At 42.3% G+C, this 22,264-nt stretch carries 26 protein-coding genes and 1 tRNA gene; 14 read left to right on the top strand and 13 right to left on the bottom strand.

What is annotated here, in order from left to right; translation table 11 throughout:
• The first annotated feature begins 10 nt into the window (after window positions 1–10).
• The gene (locus tag RE476_RS12210) at window positions 11–1,168 is read left to right on the top strand and encodes an MFS transporter (RefSeq protein WP_309307911.1); all 1,158 of its coding nucleotides are present in this window, start codon (window positions 11–13) and stop codon (window positions 1,166–1,168) included.
• Here the strand turns inward: RE476_RS12210 and RE476_RS12215 are convergent.
• From RE476_RS12215 to RE476_RS12235, 5 genes are all read right to left on the bottom strand, one after another.
• Entirely contained in the window at window positions 1,147–2,277 is a 1,131-nt protein-coding gene (locus RE476_RS12215) for a TIGR04013 family B12-binding domain/radical SAM domain-containing protein (protein WP_309307912.1), read from the bottom strand. The genes RE476_RS12210 and RE476_RS12215 overlap by 22 nt on opposite strands.
• Window positions 2,278–2,286: 9 nt before the next feature.
• Entirely contained in the window at window positions 2,287–2,700 is a 414-nt protein-coding gene (locus RE476_RS12220; protein WP_406600997.1) for a DUF126 domain-containing protein, read from the bottom strand.
• A complete protein-coding gene (locus tag RE476_RS12225) occupies window positions 2,681–3,865 on the bottom strand; it encodes an aconitase X catalytic domain-containing protein (protein WP_309307914.1) in 1,185 nt (394 codons plus the stop codon). The genes RE476_RS12220 and RE476_RS12225 overlap by 20 nt, the downstream gene beginning before the upstream one ends.
• Window positions 3,866–3,889: 24 nt before the next feature.
• The gene (locus RE476_RS12230) at window positions 3,890–5,149 is read right to left on the bottom strand and encodes a UbiD family decarboxylase (protein WP_309307915.1); all 1,260 of its coding nucleotides are present in this window, start codon (window positions 5,147–5,149) and stop codon (window positions 3,890–3,892) included.
• Window positions 5,150–5,237: 88 nt separating this feature from the next.
• Entirely contained in the window at window positions 5,238–6,056 is an 819-nt protein-coding gene (locus RE476_RS12235) for an ABC transporter ATP-binding protein (protein ID WP_309307916.1), read from the bottom strand.
• Between the two features lie 393 nt (window positions 6,057–6,449).
• Between RE476_RS12235 and RE476_RS12240 the strand changes: the two genes are divergently transcribed.
• Together RE476_RS12240 and RE476_RS12245 are read left to right on the top strand one after the other, a co-directional pair.
• The gene (locus RE476_RS12240; protein ID WP_309307917.1) at window positions 6,450–8,186 is read left to right on the top strand and encodes a sensor histidine kinase; all 1,737 of its coding nucleotides are present in this window, start codon (window positions 6,450–6,452) and stop codon (window positions 8,184–8,186) included.
• A 147-nt stretch (window positions 8,187–8,333) separates the two neighbouring features.
• On the top strand, window positions 8,334–8,801 hold the full coding sequence (locus RE476_RS12245) for a hypothetical protein (protein ID WP_309307918.1): 468 nt from the start codon (window positions 8,334–8,336) through the stop codon (window positions 8,799–8,801).
• 70 nt (window positions 8,802–8,871) lie between these two features.
• Here RE476_RS12245 and ygiD read toward each other — a convergent pair whose 3' ends face one another.
• Window positions 8,872–9,675 carry a 4,5-DOPA-extradiol-dioxygenase gene (ygiD, locus tag RE476_RS12250; RefSeq protein WP_309307919.1) on the bottom strand — a complete coding sequence of 268 codons (804 nt, stop codon included), beginning with the start codon at window positions 9,673–9,675 and terminating at the stop codon, window positions 8,872–8,874.
• Between the two features lie 560 nt (window positions 9,676–10,235).
• Between ygiD and RE476_RS12255 the strand changes: the two genes are divergently transcribed.
• Together RE476_RS12255 and RE476_RS12260 are read left to right on the top strand one after the other, a co-directional pair.
• The gene (locus tag RE476_RS12255) at window positions 10,236–10,427 is read left to right on the top strand and encodes a CxxC-x17-CxxC domain-containing protein (RefSeq protein ID WP_309307920.1); all 192 of its coding nucleotides are present in this window, start codon (window positions 10,236–10,238) and stop codon (window positions 10,425–10,427) included.
• 149 nt (window positions 10,428–10,576) lie between these two features.
• Window positions 10,577–10,771 carry a hypothetical protein gene (locus RE476_RS12260; protein WP_309307921.1) on the top strand — a complete coding sequence of 65 codons (195 nt, stop codon included), beginning with the start codon at window positions 10,577–10,579 and terminating at the stop codon, window positions 10,769–10,771.
• Between the two features lie 123 nt (window positions 10,772–10,894).
• On the opposite strand, the gene RE476_RS12265 is transcribed toward RE476_RS12260, so the two are convergent.
• From RE476_RS12265 to RE476_RS12275, 3 genes are all read right to left on the bottom strand, one after another.
• On the bottom strand, window positions 10,895–11,089 hold the full coding sequence (locus RE476_RS12265) for a YwbE family protein (protein WP_309309618.1): 195 nt from the start codon (window positions 11,087–11,089) through the stop codon (window positions 10,895–10,897).
• A gap of 53 nt (window positions 11,090–11,142) precedes the next feature.
• On the bottom strand, window positions 11,143–11,484 hold the full coding sequence (locus RE476_RS12270; protein WP_309307923.1) for a DUF3795 domain-containing protein: 342 nt from the start codon (window positions 11,482–11,484) through the stop codon (window positions 11,143–11,145).
• Window positions 11,485–11,708: 224 nt separating this feature from the next.
• Window positions 11,709–11,782: transfer RNA gene (locus RE476_RS12275), tRNA-Thr, on the bottom strand.
• A gap of 98 nt (window positions 11,783–11,880) precedes the next feature.
• On the opposite strand from RE476_RS12275, the gene RE476_RS12280 reads away from it, so the two are divergent.
• The 9 genes from RE476_RS12280 (at window position 11,881) to hisC (ending at window position 19,778) form a co-directional block, all read left to right on the top strand.
• A complete protein-coding gene (locus RE476_RS12280) occupies window positions 11,881–12,435 on the top strand; it encodes an aldolase (RefSeq protein ID WP_309307924.1) in 555 nt (184 codons plus the stop codon).
• A gap of 58 nt (window positions 12,436–12,493) precedes the next feature.
• Window positions 12,494–13,105 (top strand): CDP-alcohol phosphatidyltransferase family protein, encoded by a 612-nt coding sequence (locus RE476_RS12285; RefSeq protein ID WP_309307925.1) that lies wholly within the window; start codon window positions 12,494–12,496, stop codon window positions 13,103–13,105.
• A 58-nt stretch (window positions 13,106–13,163) separates the two neighbouring features.
• Window positions 13,164–13,607, top strand: a complete 444-nt coding sequence (locus RE476_RS12290; RefSeq protein ID WP_309307926.1) for an archease — start codon at window positions 13,164–13,166, stop codon at window positions 13,605–13,607.
• Between the two features lie 92 nt (window positions 13,608–13,699).
• Complete coding sequence (locus RE476_RS12295) at window positions 13,700–15,166, top strand: RtcB family protein (protein ID WP_309309619.1); 1,467 nt, start codon at window positions 13,700–13,702, stop codon at window positions 15,164–15,166.
• 341 nt (window positions 15,167–15,507) lie between these two features.
• A complete protein-coding gene (locus RE476_RS12300) occupies window positions 15,508–15,981 on the top strand; it encodes a PUA domain-containing protein (RefSeq protein ID WP_309307927.1) in 474 nt (157 codons plus the stop codon).
• Between the two features lie 143 nt (window positions 15,982–16,124).
• Complete coding sequence (locus RE476_RS12305; protein ID WP_309307928.1) at window positions 16,125–16,955, top strand: polymer-forming cytoskeletal protein; 831 nt, start codon at window positions 16,125–16,127, stop codon at window positions 16,953–16,955.
• A 108-nt stretch (window positions 16,956–17,063) separates the two neighbouring features.
• A complete protein-coding gene (locus tag RE476_RS12310) occupies window positions 17,064–17,405 on the top strand; it encodes a hypothetical protein (protein WP_309307929.1) in 342 nt (113 codons plus the stop codon).
• A gap of 110 nt (window positions 17,406–17,515) precedes the next feature.
• Window positions 17,516–18,691, top strand: coding sequence for an acetylornithine transaminase (locus RE476_RS12315; RefSeq protein WP_309307930.1), 1,176 nt, complete (start codon window positions 17,516–17,518; stop codon window positions 18,689–18,691).
• Window positions 18,672–19,778, top strand: a complete 1,107-nt coding sequence (gene hisC, locus RE476_RS12320; protein WP_406600968.1) for a histidinol-phosphate transaminase — start codon at window positions 18,672–18,674, stop codon at window positions 19,776–19,778. The genes RE476_RS12315 and hisC overlap by 20 nt, the downstream gene beginning before the upstream one ends.
• Here the strand turns inward: hisC and RE476_RS12325 are convergent.
• From RE476_RS12325 to artA, 4 genes are read right to left on the bottom strand one after another with little or no spacing between them, the layout of a single operon-like run.
• On the bottom strand, window positions 19,772–20,143 hold the full coding sequence (locus tag RE476_RS12325; protein WP_309307932.1) for a dihydroneopterin aldolase family protein: 372 nt from the start codon (window positions 20,141–20,143) through the stop codon (window positions 19,772–19,774). The two genes, hisC and RE476_RS12325, sit on opposite strands and share 7 nt — an antisense overlap.
• Complete coding sequence (locus tag RE476_RS12330) at window positions 20,140–20,811, bottom strand: archaetidylserine synthase (RefSeq protein ID WP_309307933.1); 672 nt, start codon at window positions 20,809–20,811, stop codon at window positions 20,140–20,142. Before RE476_RS12330 ends, RE476_RS12325 begins: the two co-directional genes overlap by 4 nt.
• A 5-nt stretch (window positions 20,812–20,816) precedes the next feature.
• Window positions 20,817–21,425, bottom strand: a complete 609-nt coding sequence (locus RE476_RS12335; RefSeq protein WP_309307934.1) for a phosphatidylserine decarboxylase — start codon at window positions 21,423–21,425, stop codon at window positions 20,817–20,819.
• Entirely contained in the window at window positions 21,426–22,244 is an 819-nt protein-coding gene (artA, locus tag RE476_RS12340; RefSeq protein ID WP_309307935.1) for an archaeosortase A, read from the bottom strand.
• Between the last annotated feature and the right edge of the window lie 20 nt (window positions 22,245–22,264).

Raw genomic sequence — 22,264 nt, forward strand, 5'->3', positions numbered from 1 at the left:
CATCGGTAAAATGAAAGGAACACAGAATCTTCTGCTGATCTGTCTTGTTGCATTCTTTTCAATGTCAGCCGGGGCTCTGCTCGGTCCTGTACTTCCCTTTATGGTTGAACCATTGAATACTTCACGTGAAGCTGTGGGATTGATCCTTGGAATGTATACCTTCTCTACAGCTCTCTCCATGATTGTTGTTAGTTTCATCACAGATCGCGTGGGTCGCAAAAAGATACTGGTGCCATGTCTTCTGATCAACGGGATTGCCGGTTTAGCGTGCTATTTTTCCACTGATATGGCCATGCTTCTGGCTTTGAGATTTGTCCAGGGTATAGGCATTGCAGGAATGCTCCCCATTGTCATGACAATGATAGGGGAAATATACACCGGTCTTGACAGGGTCAATGCCATGGGTAAAATGAGCATGACAACGGGTATAGGTGCTGTGTCCGCACCTTTGATCGGTGGTATCCTTGCTTCATACGGATGGAATGTACCATTCCTGTTCTATGGTCTTACCATTCCCCTTGCAATTATTGTGACAGTCTTTCTTCCTGAAACCAATCCTCATGAGAACAGGGCGAAAAACAGGAACTCTATAATAAGGACTCTTGCCGAATTCCGTATTCTTTATACTATTATACTGAGCTTTTCTATCTTCTTCCTGCTCTATACGGTAGTTATCTATGTCCCGTTCATCCTCAAGGACAATTATAATTTCACCGCAAGTCAGGCAGGACTGGCACTCGGTATTCAGGGAATAGCAATGGCTGGGATATCATCACGCGCCAGATTTTTATCATCCAAATTTGGTAAGCAAAAGCTCCTCATAGCAGGTTTTTCAATAACCGGCATCGCACTTGGTGGTCTCATATTTGCAGGTTCACTTTACCATGTTCTAATTCTGATCTTCATATTCGGGGTCGGTTTTGGAATGGTGCAACCTCAACTGAATACCCTTGCAACTCAGGTAGCTCCCCCTGGAATGATGGGGGGCATTGTGTCAGTTTTCAACATAATGAAGTACGCAGGACAAACAGCAGCCCCACTTGTTCTTGCAGTTGTGTTATTCCACAGCGACCTGCACATGGTCTTTGCAACTTCATGCACTTTCGCATTTGTGATTGCGTTCTCTGCTTATTTCTTTAAAGGTGTTTATGAGCGTCTGGATGAATGAGTTTCATTCCATGAACCTGTAACCTTCCCTTCCAACGCCATTTTCCCCAACACTTTCCTGTAACGGTCGCTCACCGGCGAGGTTTTGATATCTGCATACGGTGTCCCTGGAAGCGGTGTCAGGTAATGTGAATGCACATGGCCGCCTTTTTTGCATATCCACTGAATAAGCTCAAGACTCATATCCTGTTCCTCCTCTGTTTCATCAGGGAATCCCACCATGAAGTCCACTATCGGCGTGATACCGTGGTCAAAACAGAGTTCAATGCTATGGACAACATCATCCACCGTGTGCCCTCTCAGGATGCTTCTGAGGATACGGTCACTGCCTGACTGTGCCCCGAGACTTACTTTGGTATTGGTGCAGTATTTTGTGATAAGTTCCAGTGATTCGTTTGTGACGAACTCCGGTCTTACCTCTGACGGGAATGTGCCGAAAAAGATGTTCCTGTCTCCATATTCGTGGAGTGTAGAGAGAAGCTTCTCAACCTTGTCGAGCCGGGGATGTATCCCGTCACTGCCATAGGCGAGGGCATTTGAAGATGTGAATCTCAGGTCCTTGTAGTATTCCACAAATTTCATTATGGAATCTACACTCCGGTGCCTCATTTTATTACCAAAAAGGCGTGGTGTCTGGCAGTACTTACACCTGAAAGGGCATCCTCTACTTATTTCCAGAGGTGACATGAGGGTATTCGGGTCGAAACAGGGATATTTATCAAGGTCAACAGGGTCTCTTTTATCAGTGAAAACAGTTTTTCCCGCATTGTCCTTATATGCTATTCCCTTTACCCTGGATACATCCTTGCCTGAAGCTATAGTCTCTATAAGCTCAGGCAGTGTCTCTTCTCCTTCTCCTACGACCACGTAATCAAAATGTTCAAGTGTTTCCTCGGCAGCTCCGGATGGATGGGGTCCGCCTGCTATGAATATAGATTCGGTGTTTGCTTTCTTTACTTCCTGAAATACTGAATCTGCCTGCCTTGTGGCAAAGCTGTATATCATTATTCCATCATGAGGTGCCTTGACCTTCAAAGCACCCGGAAGAAGGGGAGCCAGCGCAGCAAGGCTATATGCATTTTTCTTATTCCAGCGAAAGCAGACATCCATGAATTAGTCTCAGTCTTTGTTTATCTCTACAAAGGAAGCAGTGCTGTTAACGATAACTCTGTCACCGTTCTTCAACAATTCAAAAGGATCAGTTTCCAGCTTGTCTACGAGTGGAATCTCTGATATTATTGCTCCTACTGCTACAATGGGTTCTGATTCAATATTTATCATTGCAGCAGGCGCTACGTTGTTCTTGAAAAGCTGATAAATGACATATGAACCAACGGTAGACCCTTTTCCGTATGGGAAGACAAGAACCTTTCCGCTGATGGACTGGCCGTAAAGCTCATGCTGAGGCTCTACGATCTCTCCGGTCTCAGGGTCAACATTCCCAAGGAATGATATGGGGTCACGGGTTAGGAGCACTTCTCCTTCTGCAACACCCCTGGCTATGGTCCTGCAATTAACTCTCATCGATGACACCTGCCTCTTTGATACAGTCCTCAATGCTCGCATACTTTGCAGCCACTTTACACATGCTTGGTACGTAGGCAAGCGCCTTTCCGGAATTAACTGTTATAGAGCTATACTTGTTAGTGGCAGGTGATACTACCATACAGGTATCACACACAACCTTTGCACCACTCTTCTCAATTCTCTCTACAAGGTCCGGGTATTTCTCAGCAATCTCCCTTGCAGTGCAGACCCACATCTCCTTCTGTAATTTCTTTCCGTTAACGAGTTCTGCGATCTCTTCCAGTTCTTCAGGAGAGCAATGTGGACATCCCACAGTTATTATTTCGCTGGACAGTATATCCTTATTAGTTTCATAGACCTCGTCTATCTGTACTCTCTCAACAGGGATCCTCTCATCGGGTTTTGCAAACCTGTTCCTGACAGCTTCAGGTGTCACGCCTTCTATATGGTATAATGCCACAGCCCCGGATGCTGCAAGAGCTGCACCGAGTGATTTCATCTCATTTTTGGAAGGTTCGTTCTTCGTGTAGAATATGGGCACCCTGCTTCCGACGGTCTTCCCCACTACGTAACCGAGGGCACCGTAATCAGAGCCTGAAAGTTCGCAATCAACTTCCACAGCTATTACAGGTTCCCTCATCTCATCAAGGTGGTATCCGTAATTTGCAGTTTTCCCGATAAGGGCTGCTGAAAGGGCTGAAGGTCCCCCTTCACGGTTTGTCCTTGCACCTATTACAGAGTTGGCATAGGAAACTGCCGAGGACTCGCTCCAAGCGATGTGGTCATCCAGTTTAACATCAAACCCTTCAAGATAATAAGGGGTGCATGTGCATTTTGTCTGAATTCCAAGTTTTGCATAAGCTTCTATGATCTGCTGCTGCTTCTTTGCAAAAGCAGGGTCAATACCCATCTCTTCCCATTTGTTGATGTCCATTCCGGCAGGGTTGAGTATTGAAGGTATCTTCACTTTTCCTTCAAGGTCAGAAATCCATTCCAGTCCTGCATCTCCAATTGTCTTATATGATACTCCGGCTATCTGGGCACTTTTTACAGGTATGAGCCTGTCCGCACCGTAGATATCGCCCAGTGCCACAAGGATCTCTATTGCTTTTTGGAGGCTAGGTCCATACTCTCCTTCAAGAGTCTTTTCTTCTTCAGGTGTAAGATACATTATTGTTCCGCCGTTTTCCTTTCCTCATTCGGGCATCTTTGCACGTTCAAAGTTCTGGGCTTCCCTGAGCACCTTTGTCGCATCAATGCCGACTTTGGTAGTTGTTCCGTCAGGTGCACCTCTTGGATCAAGTGAACTACCTCTCACATTTGGTATTATCATGATATCCATGTCACCTTTTACTCTGGTGGCAATGGCAAATTCCACATCATGCAGGTCGAAGATGTCAATATCATCATCAACCACAACAACATGCTTCAGGCTTGTGTGGGCGGCAAAGGCTGCCATGATGGCATTCTTCCCGTCGCCTTCTGTCTGTTTCTCTATCTGAACCACTGCATGAAGGTAGCAGCATCCGCCTTCAGTGAGCACTACATTCTTTACGGTTGTAACTTCACTCACAGCATTGAATATCCTTGGTTCATAGGGAACACCCATCATCAACAGGTGTTCCGGACCAGCAGGAAGGATTCCATGGTAAATTGGGTCCTTGCGGTGTAATATTCTGGTTATGTGTATGACTGGTTCCTGTCTAACAAGGTCATAGGTTCCTGTGATGTCTACGAATGGTCCTTCATCAACTCTCTCTTTAGGGTCTATGTAGCCTTCAAGGACTATCTCTGCATGTGGCACTTTAATGCCGTTGGAACACTCGAACAGTTCCACAGGTCTGCCACGAAGGGCAGCAGCATAATGGAATTCCTTACCAGCAGGCACACGTGTTGTGGATGCGAATATAACTGTTGGGTCTGCACCAAGAACAATTGCAATTGGAAGTTTTTCTCCTTTGTCGGATGCCTTCTTGTGCATCACATAGCTGTGTCTTGGAGCTACAAGACGTGCTGCAAGTCTTGTCTTATCTACTACAAGGAGTCTATGGATAGCTGCGTTCATGACACCATCGTATTCTGTCACAACAACTCCGGCTGTGAGATATGGTCCTGCATCTTTCTCGAAGTGTGTCATTATAGGGAGTTTTGTGAGGTCAACATCGTCCTCGATAACTTCCATTGTTGGTGAGTCTTTTACAATAACAACCTCGCCATCAGGTGATACTTCTGAGAGTCTCTTGATGATCTTGTCCTTGTCCACGCCGAACATTGTTGCAAGCTCATCCCTTGAACCGAGCACGTTCATGATGGCTTTGTTGCCGTCAATGTCATGGAAAAGTACTGGTCCGGGTGTCTTCTTTGCAATACGCGGTGCTTCGAACACCTTTGAAACAGGCTCTGTGATCTCAACAAGTTTCCCGTTCTTCCTGAGCTGGTCGATAAATTCCCTCATAATATCATCCGTGTAAAAGTTATAGTTTAGTAAATATATTGCTGCCTTAAATGGTTATCTGAATCCGGACATATGAATAAAATAGTTGTCAGCACCATGCATGGTAGTAGCCTTTGTCCTTGCTGACATCAACAGGAATCCCGAAGAGATCGGTCAGTTTCTCTGCATTGAGTATGCTTTCAATGTCTCCATCCGCAAATATGTTCCCATCTTTTAGCAAAACAACACGGTGTATTTCAGGTACTATATCTTCAAGGTCGTGTGTTACAAGAATTATACTCTTTCCTGCGGCTGCTATCTTGCTCACAGTTTCCCTGAACTTATGTTTGCTTTTCAGGTCCAGACTGTTGGTAGGCTCATCCAGCACAAGTATCATTGGGTCATGCACAAGTGCCCTTCCGATGAGCACTCTTCTTGCTTCCCCGGTTGAGAGTTCTGAGATATTCTTATCCGCAAGGTGTCCGATCTCCAGGAAATCAATTATCTCATCGGTCCTTTCCAGCATGTAGGGTTTGATCCGAAGATTCGGATAGATGCCTATGCTGCTGAAAAAACCGGAAAGCACTACATCGGTTACTGTTATGTCCCTGGTGTATTCAAATTGCAGGTCCCCTGAAACTGTCCCTAGCAGTTTTTTGAGGTCTAAAAGGTTCCACCGGTTCTTTCCAAGTACTCTGAATACCATTCCTTTTGTTCCTGCAATAGGTCGGTAGTCACCAATTATAGTCTTGATGATGGAGGACTTGCCAGAACCATTGGGTCCGATGATGGCTATATTCTCTCCCTCTTTTATGTTGAAAGAAATGGAGTTCAGAATTATCTTGTCCTTTTTTCGGACTATTATTTTCTCCATCTCGATAAGTAAATTTATAACGTTCCCATTTTCATCTGTATTGGTGTAGTGCATCTATTAATCACACAATTTATTTTTGTTATTTCTTGATAAATCGCTTCCTGTTAACCATTCAAAACAAATAACTCTTTTTAATCTGTCTGGATAAGTATCCTTATGCACAGTTATCCGAATTATATAATGATATATATTTATATATCTCCAATTATTATAGAATAGCTTTGCTACATAAAATAATTCGCTTATTTCTGATTCTATAAATTAAACGGATATGATGTTTTGACAGGAAAGATGGCTCGGAACCTTTTATTTATTCTACTTCTTGTCACTAATCTCTTGTCTCCGGCCGCTTTAGCATCGTCTACTGAGTACGCGGATGCGGCAGATTCGCAGCCCCCTCAAATTCTCATATTCCATTCGTATTATCCTACTTATGAATGGTCGAGTATGATAACTCAGGGTATTCTTGATGTCTTTAAAGACAGCGAATATTCTAATGCAGAAATATATTTCGAATACATGGATGCAAAAAGACATCCTGATAAGGAATACATTGACTCTCTTGCAGATGTTTACAGGCAAAAGTACAAAAACCATGATGAATTTGGCCTGATAATTTGTGCAGATAATTATGCGATTGATTTCCTGACCTCTGAAGCAGGACTTGAAATATTCTCTCCTGACATCCCTGTGGTTTTTTGCGGGGCTAATGATTACGATCCGATGTGGAGAGAAAACCGTTCATTGATGACTGGTATAGTTGAGCATATTGAACCTGCAGAGACACTTGATCTCATATTAGAGCTTCATCCTGATACCAAAAGACTGCTTGTTGTGAGGGACAATAATAGCCACACATCCCTGATAACAACCGAGCAGGCAAAAAAAGAGTTCCAACCCTACGAAGATAAGCTTCAGATCGAGTATCTGGAAGACATGACGGTTTTACAAATGCAGGAAACCGTTGCAAATGTCTCAGATGATACGGTCATCTTTTTACTTCTCTTCAGCAGGGATAAAGCCGGAAATGAGGTAACCATGACAGAATCCATCAACGCCATAGCGGATGTTTCCAGTGTTCCTGTTTATTCGGTCTGGGAATTCTATCTGGGTAATGGTATAGTTGGTGGCAAGTTAACAAGTGCTGAAAATGAGGGCAGGCTCGCAGGTGAATATGCTTTAAGAGTACTTGATGGCGAGGGCGCAGACGAACTTCCAGTTCTGGAGAGTCAATATCATGATTTCATGTTCGACTGGAATCAGATGGAACGATTTTCAATATCCGAAAGTTCTCTTCCGGCTGGCAGTATACTTATAAATAAAGACCTTTCTTTTTTTGAAGAGTATCAAAAAGAACTGCTTGTTATTTTTATTGCACTTGTGTTACAGTTCATTCTCATTGCTTTTCTTCTGGTCAACCGGCAGGTTTTGAAAACCACTGAAGCCGAGTTATTGGTCGCAAAGGACAAAGCGGAAGAAGCTGACCTGCTGAAATCCCGATTCCTTGCAAACATCAGTCACGAACTTCGAACTCCATTGAACGGAATACTTGGTTTTTCAGAAATGATCCAGTTTGGCAACATATCTGAAGAAAAATGCACTCATTATGCTGGCCTCATCAAAAAGAGCGGTGAACAGTTGTTGCTGATCATAGATGATATTCTTGATATCTCCAAAATCGAAGCCAATCAGCTTGATCTCCATAATGAAGCATTCAATGTGAATCATATGCTTGATGACCTGTATTCTCTTTTTAAGGTCCAGTTTGAACTAAAAGAGCCTCCAATAGAACTTATTCTGGTGAAAGAACTTGATGATATGGGCAGTTTCCTTTATTCAGATGAACACAGGATAAGGCAGATATTTAACAATATTATTGGTAATGCATTAAAATTCACTCATGAAGGTTCAGTTGAATTTGGTTATTCAGTTAACGATGAGTATATGGAATTTTATGTAAAGGATACTGGCATCGGTGTTCCTGAAGATAAATATGATTGCATATTCGGACGTTTCAGGCAGGTAAATGATGCTTCCACAAGGAAGTACAAAGGAACTGGCCTTGGAATGTCTATATCTAAATCCCTTGCGGAACTTCTTGGTGGCAACATCCGATTTGAATCTGAAGTTGGTGTTGGTACGACATTCTATTTTTCAATTCCTTTTGTTCATGTTCCGGTTTAAACCTTTTTTTGCTACCAAAAATAGCACAAAAAATAAATAACAATCTTTATATAATATATAATATATTTTTGTCAATGGTTCCATTTAGTTGTTAATTTAGAAGCTACATTGTGGTATCACATCTATTGGATGTCGAGGAGGGTTCTTATGGATGACGAAATAATCGGAATTGTTCCGAACATGAAGAAAAGTAAGATGTTAGGTTTATCCTATGATTCATTTACGCTTGTTGCAACACCTGATACAACCATATTTGCCAAGATTACAAGTGATATGCTAAAACAGGTTGTTAAGGAGTCCCGTGATCAGGCAAAAGCAGAAGGCAAGGGTTTTTTTGGTCAATGGGGTGCCCAGATAAAAGGCTCTGCTAGGTATGCTGAAAGATATGCCCGGATGAGTGCACAGGCAGCTTTGGCTGAATGCCCGGCAAATTTTGCAATACCAAATTCAAGTATTAGCTCTATAAAAGTCAAGAAAAAGAGTAGTTCGGATGATGATGAGATTCAAATTACGTGGCATGTCACCCTTCAGCATAATTCAGGTAAACTGAATCTCAGGACTGACTTTGATCCAAAAGGTCATTTGCAGGCTATATATGGTAGCAGGGTAAAGTGATCTGTTATTCTTCTACCTTTCTCCTCTTCTTTTTTCTGTTATTTTTGGGTCATTAAATCAGGAGTGGATTTTATCCTATTTTAAAACATCTCATGGAGATCGAAGCATGCTGGAATCCTTCATGAATGAACTCTAGAGGTTCACCTTTTTCCTGTAAGGAGATTGCATATACCATTGGAAGATAATGGTCAAGTGTAGGCACTGCCATTGTTGCTGTTTTACCCATGTTGAGGTATTCAATTAGATCCCTGTGGTTGCCGGATAGAAGGTTAGCTTTTACCTTTTCATCGAATTCAACAGCCCAACCATAGGGTTTTGCATCGACATTACGAAAATCTATGAGGCTCAGGTTGTGTACTATATTACCGCTTCCAATGATGAGTACTCCCTGTTTTCGAAGCTCTCCAAGTTCAGCTGCCATGTCATAATGATGTTGCATCATTTTTGGTTGCCAGTCGTTAAAGGAGTAGTCAATGCTCATCTCGAAGACAGGAATATCCGCGTCAGGATACATGTGCTTTAACACAGCCCATGATGCATGGTCCAGTCCCCATTGGTTGCTGCATTTCACCTCTGCTTTGTGTACGGATCTGCATGCTAGATCTGCTTTATCCGGTGAACCTTGACTGGGGTACTGAATTTCATATAATTCCTGGGGGAAGCCGTAAAAATCATAAATTGTCTTCGGTCTTTCATTGCACGTGACATATGTTCCATCGGTCATCCAATGGGCAGAGATCACCATTATTGCCTTAGGCCTTGGAAGCTCTTTCCCGAGTTTGACAAGGCTTTCGGTATAACTGTTGTTGCTAATGATGTTCATGGGTGAACCATGCCCTATGAATAACACAGGCATTTTATCGATTTCTGACACTTTTACACTCATAATAACCCGTTATTAACAATGGCAATGGATGTATTAATCCTTTCTTCGATATTGTATGGATATGATGTTTGATAACGACACAGCTAGTAATTTTCATGGATATTATCTGAAATAGCTTTGCTTATATGCTTTCTTTAATGGAACATGTGAAGACGGTGACTAAAAAGAAGGAAAAATGCTCATTTGAGAACAGGATATTCTTTATCGCAACGACATGTAATTGCCATGGGATACTGAATTTGCTCGAAGTGCTCTGATATATTTACTTTTATCTAGTCAATACTTCCTTTGTTCTGATTTTTTCTACCGTTCTCATGATAGCATCGAGTTTATATCACATGGTGGTGTAGGTATGTCTAGTTCGATTGGTCAACGATTTATAAAGGGTTACTATATTTTGTGTGCTTCTTTTAACAATTGCTAGGACAATTAGAGTTAGTCGTATAGGGCAGAAGTATCTGGCTACGGCCGGATAAAACTAATCATGTGCAACGTCTCAATCTCGGCTTTGCTGAGCGAACTAATAGAAAACTAAGGAGATATAAAATATGGGATACAATGACAGAGGCGGAAACAGTAGAGGCGGCGGCGGCGGCTTTAGATCAACAGGTCCAAGAGAGATGCACAAAACAACTTGTTCAGACTGCAAACAGGAAACAGAAGTTCCTTTCAAGCCATCTGGTGACAGGCCTGTATACTGCAGGGAATGCTTCCAGAAGCACAGACCAGCAAGATACTAATTATACTTTTGTATAATTCTTATATTTTAATAAAGGGTAGATGCTTTACGATCAATCTTTTTTGATCCGTATCTGCCTACAACACTTTTTTGCATTTGCGTTTTTTTAACATTGCATAATTTCCGCAACGAAATTAAAGAGGGATATATATGAATCTTGAAAGTGTGGTCTGTCCGGGCTGTGGCACACAGGTCCTTGCGACAATACCCCTTGGTCAGTCTATTGTTTGTGTTTCAATAAGCTCAGGTAAACCGGTTGATTTTGGAGCATTATATAAATCTGCGTCAAGGTGTACAAGTTGCAAAAAGAGTTTTGCATGTTATACCACAAACGTGGTCAGATGACAATTGCGTCACTGTATATTTGATCTTTGATTTTTTAACAACTGTTTTATGTTGCCTGTAAGGCACAGTCTTTGCTGAAGATATGACTGGGTGGTCTCTATTTTTCACCAATGATCGTACCTTTCAATTAATTTCCTTTACTCTTCCAACACGGCCATCTTCCAATTGGACTTTGATCCCATGCGGATGCGATGAGGAATTGGTCAGGATCTTCTTGACAACACCGCGGGTTATATTTCCGCTCTTCTGGTCTTGCTTGAGAACTATTCCTACGCTTAATCCTATTTTGATATTCCCTCTGTTGCTACCTGGGTTCATGGCATGTAGTTCCATTGAATGTAAAAATAGATGCCGGTAACCTTTACAAAAAACTACTTATATTTCCCGTAAGCATTCGTCCAGTTATCAGCAATATTCAAAAACTCTATGTATCCATTCTCTTTGATAAACTGAGTGGCCTGCTTATACTTGCCGTATTTGTATCCGTTTTTGCTATAAAACTCATTTATTGTCGGACATGAGTTTATCTCAGGACAATCAGCACAAGTATTGTATTCTCGTTTGATGCAGCATATTTTGATTTTGCACTTTGCTTTGCTGATGTCTCTCTCACCGGTGTCATATCCTGGTTTGCACCCAATGCAGGCTCCATCTTTGAATGGGTGACAGGTTTTGCAGTATGCACCGCAGCAGCCAATTTGTTTGATTGGCATGGATACTCCTGTTTGAGTTCTTAATTGATAATTTGGATATTGACTTAAAAGACCTTGTTGTATGTTGCCCAAAAAGCTTTAACTCAAATTCACAACGGGTTGCCTATTTTGGTTACAAAGCACTAAATACTGGGATTAATATTTGGCAAATTTACCACTCATGTATAGCGATAAACGCTGCACTATGGATTATTCATTATACGTCTCAAAAAAAAGTAGTAAAGAGCCTCGAGCGTGATTTGAACACGCGACCTAGTGATTACAAATCACTCGCTCTGCCGGGCTGAGCCATCGAGGCATTATGGTGCTTATTCCACATCTTTTTATGGAAAGCATTCCCTTACATACCATAATAGCAGATAAATTTTATGGTAGCACATTGTTAGGAGATGTCCTATGTGGCGTGAAATATCAAGGATCGGAAAAAAACTTGTGGAAAACAGGCTGGTGGAATCTCACTTTGGTAACATTAGTGTAAGAATTGGCAACCGTATGCTGATCACACGAAGTGGCTGTGCTCTGGATGAGATTACAGAAGATGGTGTTGTAGAAGTAAGTATTGGCGGTTCATGCGCTCTTGATATGATCGCATCGTCCGAGACTATCGTTCACAGGGCCATATACCGGAGCACGCCGGCACTTGCTATAGTTCATGCGCACTGTCCCTTTGCGGTAACACTCTCCCTGCTTGCAGAGGGGGACAGCATCACTCCTGCGGACAGTGAAGGGCAGTATTTCCTGGGGGAAATGCCTATTGTCAAAGGTGGGATAGGTTCCGAGGAACTTGCACAGAATCTTGCCGCATCTCTTGCGTCATATAAGGCATCGATCATTTACAGCCATGGTACCTTTGCCATCGGTAAGGTTCTTGATGAAGCCTACGTGCTAACCACTCAGGTAGAGCATTCCTGCAAGATTAAGTACTGGTATGATCTTGCAAAGAAAAACTAATTTCATCAAGTTCCCGGAAAACGTTAAATCATAAAAATGCTCATTGGATACAATACTCATGACATTCAATGCTCTAAGACCCGTAGCTTCAAAAATACTTGAGCCGCTGGCAAGGATAATAGCCGATGCAGGCATCTCGCCAAATGCAATATCGATGCTCTCACTTTTCTTTGCAGCACTTGCAGGTTTTCTCTACTATTATTCGGCCTTTGATCCTCTTCTTGTATTGGTGGCCGGATTGCTGGTTGCGGTCAACTCCCTGCTTGATGCAGTGGATGGTCTTATGGCACGCTATCTTGACATAGCAAGTGCAAGGGGCGACTTCCTCGACCATGTCATTGACCGCTATTCTGACGTATTCATCATTTGCGGTATTTTCTTTGGCGGTTACGTGGATTGGCAGATAGGTGTCGCAGCCATTGTAGGCGTGCTGCTCACAAGTTATCTTGGCACACAGGCACAGGCACTTCACCTTGGACGGTACTACGGTGGCATTATCGGAAGGGCTGACCGGCTGGTACTTATCATGCTATCATCAGTTGTCTATTTTGTCTACCAGTCCACAATCTACGGTTTCTCCTCTCTTGGCTGGATGGTCATCGTCATCGGCGCAGGTAGCCACATAACAGCTTTCCAGCGTATCGCGCACATATGGAAACAGCTTGAATAATGAAGTCAGGTCCATACTAAGGGGGCTAATTTAATTATATCCAGATCAATTAAGGTTCATGTCATCTGATATGAACAAGGACTTCGAGTATCTGGAACACACAGCAGATGCCAAATTCCGGGCTTACGGTAAAACTCTTGAGGAAGCTTTCCAGAATGCTGCCCTTGCCATGCTCAACGTTATGGTCGATACCAGTTCAGTGAAGAACAGCTCATCAGTGGACATTGAACTGACTTCCCCTGATCTCGATAGTCTTCTTTTTGACTGGCTTTCCGAGATACTTTTTGTTTTCGAGGTTGATGAAATGGTCTTTGGTAGTGTCAGGGTCAATGAATTGAATATCTGCGATGAAGAATGCTCCATGTCCGCAACACTGTCAGGGGAAGCAATGGACCTCTCTGTTCATGTGTTTGATACTGAAGTAAAAGCAGCCACATACAACGATATGAGAATAGAAAAGACCGATGATGGCTGGATGATACAGGCAACAGTGGATACCTGATAATCTCATTGCAGCAATTTCTTATAATCAATATATTCATACGTTTAGAGCATATAGTCTTGATTATAGATGTTTGAAAAGAGGAATTAATGATGTCACAGGAAAATGAAAGTTCAGTTCATGATATTCTTACTAAGGTCGATGATAATACCTGGGAGGTGCCCGCAAACTTCAAACCGGGGATGAACGTTCCCGGGAGGATATTCGTATCAAAGACCCTTCTGGATATACTCGAAAAGGAGACTATTGACCAGGTTGCCAATGTAGCTTCTCTCCCGGGAATTCAGAAATATTCAATGGCAATGCCGGATGCGCATCTGGGTTATGGTTTTTCCATTGGCGGAGTTGCTGCTTTTGATAAACATGAAGGTGTAATAAGTCCTGGTGGTGTTGGTTTTGATATTAATTGCGGAGTGCGTCTTATACGCTCCAATCTATCAGAGGAAGATGTCCGGCCGAAACTTCCGGAACTACTGGATGCTCTGTTTGAGGCTATACCATCAGGTGTTGGTTCAAAGAGCCGTAGAAAGGTCAATGACAAAGAACTCGATGATATTTTTGTACATGGGGTCCGTTGGGCTGTGGAGAACGGGTATGGTGTAAAAGGGGATATCAGTCATTGTGAGAGCAATGGTACCATGCCGGGCGCAGATCCTTCAAAGGTGAGTATAAAAGCCCGCAAAAGAGGCAGGCCACAGATCGGAACCCTTGGAAGCGGCAACCATTTCCTTGAGGTCCAGTATGTAGATAAGATATATGATGAGGAGGCAGCAAAGGCATTCGGCCTTAAAGAAGGACAGATAACCTTTATGATACACTGTGGTTCCCGTGGCGCAGGGCATCAGATATGCACGGACCATCTGCAAGTGCTTTCACAGGCTTCCAAAAAGTACAAAATAACACTCCCTGATAAGCAGCTAGCATGTGCTCCTGCTGAATCCGAGGAAGCACAGGATTATTTCAAGGCAATGACATGTGCGGCAAATTATGCGTGGGTCAATCGTCAGGTGATAATGCATTGGTCACGTGAAGTGTTTGACAGTTTCTTTAAAGAAGAATTTGGTGATCTTGGTCTTGATCTCGTTTATGATGTTGCCCATAACGTTGCAAAACTCGAGAAACACACCATTGATGGTGAGGTAAAAGAGGTCTACGTCCACAGGAAAGGTGCTACACGTGCATTTCCTGCAGGTCACCCTGAAGTGCCTGAGGACTATCGCAACATAGGACAACCTGTCATAATTCCGGGAAGTATGGGGACTGCATCCTATATTCTCAAAGGATGCCCTGCTGCAATGGAACTTACATTCGGTAGTGCCTGTCATGGTGCCGGAAGGGTCATGAGTCGTAAGAGTGCAAAGCATGACCTGCGTGGTGAAGAGATTCAGAATGAGCTGAAAGCGCAGGGAATCATCGTAAGGGCAACCCAGCCTTCACTTATAGCTGAAGAAGCGCCTGAAGTATACAAATCCAGCAGTGATGTTGTTGATGTTGTACATAACCTTGGAATTGCCACAAAAGTTGCACGTGTTCTCCCTATGGGAGTTGTCAAAGGTTAATTTCCGTTAACCTTTTTTTCATTTTTTTTTATCCGTCCAACGCAAAAAAGATTAAACTAACGAACTATGATTCTTTAAAAAAAGTTTGGCCCTGTAATTGAGCAACGAGGAAACGGGAACATGTTTGAGGGGATGAATGGTTTTGCTTGATTAAAGTTACTATACCTTTGAATACAGTTACAAGCAGTTGTACCCGTTTCCTCAAGTTATAATTAGCTATTATTATATATAAATCTGTTCGATATTCTTTATATATCTTTTACAGTAAGTTCTCTTAAATAAGTGTGAACTACTCTTGATTAACCGCTATCATTTTAAAACTTATACTTTATCTAGCATCTATGAGCAATGATGATAAGAATCTCAAAAAAGTGCGAATAATGGCTGATATTCAATTTGGAAAAGGCTGTGGGGAAATCCTTTTCCCGGATGGGGTCACATTCCAGCTTTCAAAAACCAAGCGTGTCCGGCAGATCCAGTATAATGGGAAACATATGGCAACTGTCCGTGCGAAAGATGGTATGCTTACGCTCAGCATCGATGGTGCGGTTGCCTTGCATGGTATGCTTGCGAAACCTGCATCAAGAGTGGTCATCTGTGAGGATGCAGCACCTTTTGTATCAAAAGGTAAGACTGCTTTTGCTAAACATGTGATGAATGTTGATCCTGAACTAAGGGCAGGCGATGAAGTGATAGTTGTTGATGAGTCTGATACAATTATGGCTACCGGTCAATTATTATTGTCACCGCATGAAGCTATTCGTATGGACAGGGGTCCTGCGGTTGATGTAAGGCGAGGGATAGCACAATCCTAGAATAACTATTTATAAATCCATATCTATTAAATACGTGGAAATAAAGTCCTATTAATACATTTGATACAGTTTACCCCCTGCCGGAGAGTGAAATCATAGAAGAGGAGATTTTTAAGACCTTTGTAATTCCAGACAATACCAGGATGGAAGAGCATACAATAGTCGTAGATGGGGATGTCATTGCTGGCAATCATTCTGATATCAAATACGGTATCATTGCAAATTCAATAATATTGGGTGAGAGGGTCTCTCTTTCCGGCGATCTGATATCTACAGGTGATACTAGGATCGATATCTGGTCACAGATTGGCGGTAATGTCAAAACCGATAAGAATGCCTATATTGGTGAATTTGTCACTATTGAAGGAAAACTGGTGGTAAAAAGCGATCTTGATATTGGCAATGATGTCAAGATAAATGGCGGATTTGAAGCCAAAGGATGGATAGTCGTAAGAAATCCTATTCCTGTAATAGTTTATCTTTTCCTTTACATTAGTGAACTCTTAAGGCTGGGGAAGGATGAGGAAGTTGAGAAGGCATTAGAGGATCTATTTGAAGATGATGTTGAATCTATTGGACTCAATTCCATGATAATTCCAAATGGTTCCAAAATATCAATGGATTCCATGAAAGTGCCATCAAATGCTATTATAGGGAACAAATGCAGGCTTGTTGGTAATATACGTGCCACTTCACTTGAAATGGCAAACGACACCACACTTTATGGAAGTATACGTACCATCCAGGATGTAAAACTCGGGACCGACAATGTCATCCATGGTAATATTATCTCAAGGGGAAACGTGTACATTGCAAGCGGCACTCATGTTCTTGGGGAGATAAATTCCCAGTCAATAACGATTCATGAAAGCGCACGTGTGGACGGTGTGATGCGGGCACCAGGCGGTATCATCTTTGAACGTGATGAGGATGCTGGCTTAAGTGACAATGAATTGATGCAATTGGATATCTAAATTTATATATATGTAGTCATATATTAGGGTATGCAATAATCAGTTGATGGAACTGGATATTTTATATTTATACAACAGGATGATACACACGTTAATGAGGGGATGGTTATGAATTCAATTTCAATCTTCAATTTTATAGATCTTGCAATCCGTTTATGCATAGTTATTCTGTCTTTGTTGACATCTCATCTGCTTCTCAAGCTTGATGCAGATGTTATTCGATCACGCATTTATGTATCTTTTAAGAATCTTAAAAAGTATTTTATCTTCCTTACAATTGGTTTCCTGCTTTATCTTTCTGAAGCATTGCTATCAGTGAATTCAATTCCGGGAAGTATGCAGCATGATGCGGCAAAAGGTATAATGCTTACTATTTTCCAGTTTTCAATTCTTGTTTTCCTTTATCACCTATATGTAGCGATAAGGGTTCCTGACAGACGTATCCTTTAAAGTGGTCGACCTTTTCAAAGGTCACCATCAATTCTATTTTTACTTGCTTTCATTTGTATCGAGAGTCAGATTTAAAACAGGTTCTAATATTATAGTGAAAAGGTGTTAATTTGGAACAAGATTATATTTCATCATCATCGGATTCACAATCCATCTTCGATAAGGATTCAAAATATGTAATGCAAACATACGGTCGCCAGCCAATAGTCATTGCCAGTGGAAAAGGTTCAATTGTCTATGATATTGAAGGCAGGGAATACATCGACTGTGTTGCCGGTATCGCAGTTAACAACGTGGGCCACTGTCATCCTCGTCTTGTAGAGGCAATAAAGGATCAGGCAGAAAAACTGATGCACGTCTCCAACCTCTACTACACTGAACCGCAGGCGCAGCTTGCCGAGGAACTGGTGAATGTAACTGGGATGGACCGTGTATTCTTCTGTAACTCAGGTACCGAGGCAGTTGAAGCTGCAATGAAACTTGCAAGGGTCCATACCAAAAAGACTGATTTTATAGCTGTAGAGCATTCCTTCCACGGCCGTACCATGGGTGCCCTGAGCCTGACCTACAAGGATATGTATCGTGCTCCTTTCAAGCCTCTGGTTCAGGAAGAGATGTTCGTTCCTTTCGATGACGCACAGGCAATAGCAGATTCCATCACTCCTAATACGGCCGCGGTAATAGTTGAACCGATACAGGGTGAGGGCGGTATAAACGTGCCATCAGAAGGCTACCTGAAAGAAGTCCGCAAGATATGTGATGAAAATGAGACTCTCCTTATCTTTGATGAGGTACAGACAGGTTTCGGAAGGACTGGAACCTGGTTCTGCAAAGAACACTTCGGTGTTGAGCCTGATATCATGACAATGGCCAAGGCAATTGGTGGTGGATTCCCAATGGGCGCTATTGCTGCACGTGAAGGAGTTTCCTTCGGTCGTGGTGAACATGCCGCAACATTCGGAGGCAGTCCCCTGGCTTGCGCAGCGGCACTTGCATCTATTGAAATTATCCGTGAAGAGAATCTTATCAAGCACTCAAAGGAGATTGGTGAATATTTCCGTAATGAGCTATCAAACCTGTCTACTGAAGGACTTATTGAAGTCCGTGGAAAAGGTCTTATGCTGGGTGTTCAGTTCGACCGCAAATGTGCTGATCTGGTTGAGTATGGCCGCAAGAACGGTATACTTCTTAACTGTACATCAGAGACAGTTCTGCGTATCGCACCTCCTCTGGTTATTACGAAAGAGGAAATTGATAGGGTGGTGAATGTGCTTGAGCAGGCCTGAACTTATCAAAGATGTTGTTGCCTCAATTGCAGAATATGTTCCGGGAAGATCCATTGAGGAAATAGCAAAAAAATACAGCATCAATCCATCTGAGATTATCAAACTTGGTTCAAATGAGAATGTATTGGGTCCCTCTCCTCTGGCAGTTGAAGCTCTCGTATCCACTGCCACAAAGGTCAACATATATCCGTCAGCTGATGCATCAGAATTGGTGGATGCAATATCAGTCTACACAGGTCTTCCTGTAGAGAATATATGCGCTTCAGGACCCGGTATGGATGGCTTTCTCGATAATCTGATGAGGTTACTTATAACGCCTGGTGACGAGGTTGTATTACCAACTCCTACGTTCTCTTATTATGAGATTGCAGCCAGGGCGAATGGTGCTGTTGCCATCCATGTGGCTCCGGGCGACGAGCTTGAATTTGATGTGGCAGCAATAAAGGATGCTATCTCAGAAAATACAAAGGTTATCTTCCTCTGTTCCCCGAACAATCCTACTGGGAAACTAATGGAGGAAGCTGAAGTGCGTGACATTCTTGGGTCTACAAAGGGACTTGTATTCGTGGATGAGGCATATGTTGAATTTGCAGACCACAACCTCTCTCACCTGGTTGCAGAATATGATAATATCATCATCGGCAGAACTTTCTCCAAGGCATTCGGGCTTGCAGGACTGAGGATTGGATACGGACTTATGCCTGCCTGGTTGAAAACAGAGTACATGAAAATAGCAACTCCTTTCAATGTAAGTTATCCTGCAGTTATGGCTGGAGTAGCAGCTCTATCTGATAAAGATTATCTTGAAAAGAGTATTTCGTTCACAACTGAAGGACGTGCTTTTCTTGTAAAGAACATCCCTTTCAAGGTGTATGATTCACAGGCTAATTTCGTACTTGTTGATGTTTCGCCCCTGATTGCCAGGGATGTAGCAGAATCCCTTCTTAAAAAAGGTATCATTGTAAGAGATTGCAGGTCATTCAGGAATGCAGGTGATTCTCTGATCCGTGTGACTGTGGGAACGCAGGAACAAAATGAAAAAGTAGTTGCAGCCTTTAAGAAAGCAAAGGCTTGCAGTGATCAATAGATATTTTCTATTTTCATAAGTGGATAGTCAAGTTCTGTATCAAATGCCAGACTTACGTCCACTTTTGCACTTTTAAAGCTTGCAGTGATACTGACATCCAGCATACGGCCTTCAAGCTCACAATATCCATATTCACTGTTCAGCTTGGAACGGATCATATCCCTGTTGATGGAAACTGTGATATCTTCAACACATGGCTGAACAGAAATACTTTCCTGTATTGCTTTTTCAAGGCTGTCTACGGTTTTCAGATTCACAGGCGAGCCTGTGAATTGGTGGTAAAGGGCACCAAGTTTGATTCCTGCCTCGAAAAGTACATTATCCCTGTCTGTTATTACTTCGTTTTGCTGCATGATCTCCCTCATGTAGTTCTCTTGATTATGGGTGAAGCTACGTAAATTGCCATAAGCCCTGATAGCAATGTTGCCATTGTATGCGTGTAGCCGATGCCAAAATTATATGAAATTATTGTTGCTGCAAAGATCATTGTGAGTGGTATGAGTATCTTCTGATCTTTTGCTTTAAGGTATGTTATATTGCTTGCCATAAGGATTCCGAGTATCACTGCTATGGTGGCCATGATGTATATATCAAAGAATCGTTCTCCCATAAGCAGGTATGCGGACATGCCAATCCCTCCGGCGGTAATGGGCAGTCCTCTAAATGAATTCTGTCCCATGTGCATTGTGTTGAATCTGGCAAGCCTGAGAATCCCGCAAATAAAATAAAATATCAATGCAGGTAGAATCAGATATTTCATTCCGTTTTCTACAAAGGCGTACGTGATGACAACAGGTGCAACACCGAATGATATTACGTCAGCAAGAGAGTCCAGATTAGCTCCGATCTCACTGGATGAGAATTTCCTCGCAATATGTCCGTCAAGGCCATCTGCAACAGCAGCAATGAGTATGAGCAGTGGTGCAAGATATGTAAAACCATTCATCAGGAGGAGAATGGCCACTATTCCACACACTGCATTCACAAGAGTTACAAAATCGGATAATTTTAAAGTATGAAGTATGTGGTTCACGTCCTTTATCTTATTCTGGCGATCACGGTCTCGCCGGCAAATACTCTGTCACCTTCTTTAGTTAGAATTTCAAAGTTCTCCGGAATGGTCACATCAACTCTTGATCCAAAACGAATCATTCCGAAGCGCTGTCCCTGCTGCATATAGTCTCCTTCAGTGACATAGGATACAATTCTTCTGGTAACCGTTCCGGCAATCTGTATAACCTCCACAATCCCATGTTCGGTTTCTATAAGGATGTGGTTTCTCTCATTACGGTGGGAGTCTTTACAGAATGCGGGGATGTATCCTCCTTTTTTGTGTTCTATTGTTTGAACCTTTCCATTGATGGGTGCCCTGTTAACATGCACATTCTGAAAGTTCATAAATATGCATATCTTTCTGCCCCTTATGTCAACGATCTTTCCGTCTGCAGGTGAGAGCATATAACTATCATGTTCCTTTATCTCCCTTTCAGGGTCTCTGAAGAAAAGGAGGAAAAAGACTGTTACAGATATAGCCAGTATCGCCAGTTTTCCTGTATATGGAATTTCATATAGGAGGTATGCAAGGGAACTGACCAAACCTACAGTAATGGATGTGATAATCCAGGGAAAAGAACCTTTTGCAAGCATTTATTGGTTTCCTACTACTTTATAGAATAGCTTCTGAACGAACCTGGTAACCAAAAGCCAGATTCCTTCAATAAGGTCTATGAGTTCAGGCAAAATACGCATGACTGCATATGCAACTACAAACAATGCAATACCTGACCCGATTTTTGCGATAGTATTATGGGCGATATCAAAGCTACTTGGGCCAAACCACTGATATCCATAGGCTGCGATTACAAAAGCATCCCTTATTAGATTCAATATGTAGATTACGGGTACGGATACCATGAATGCAGCGGCAAGCTTCTTGAATGGTGCATTTACGGATACAATAAGGCCGATAAAAAGTGCTATACTTTCAATGGCTGTGCAGGCAAGTATGATCTCTACCTGATATCCCTCCAGTGCTATCTTGTTCCATGCAACCATTTTAGCAGGTACGCCAAAGGAATGTAACATCCATAGTACATTATCTGTTACCTGGCCTATTATCCAGACATTCAGGACATCCATCTGTGCAAAAGGGAAATAGAACAGGGAGCCAAGTGCGGTTGCACTGGTTGCCATTGATGTTATGTCAGGTCTTGGAATATTTTCATTATTGTGGTATTCTTTGACCATAGTATGTGCTATAATCAAGCACACGGCTCCTACGGTAATGACAAGGGCTACGTTGAAGTAATCCCCAATCTCAATATAGTGTATCGGCTGGTAGAACCAGTGTATGGAGAAAAATCCCCATCCCGTTGCAGATAATAATCTGCGCGTCTTCATATTTTTAGGTATTATTGACCCCAAAAGCATAAAAACAACAGCAATCCATAGAATATTCTCGATCATTTAAGCACACCTTTAATAGG

The sequence above is a fragment of the Methanolobus mangrovi genome, assembly GCF_031312535.1.
Taxonomy (GTDB): Archaea; Halobacteriota; Methanosarcinia; order Methanosarcinales; family Methanosarcinaceae; genus Methanolobus; species Methanolobus mangrovi.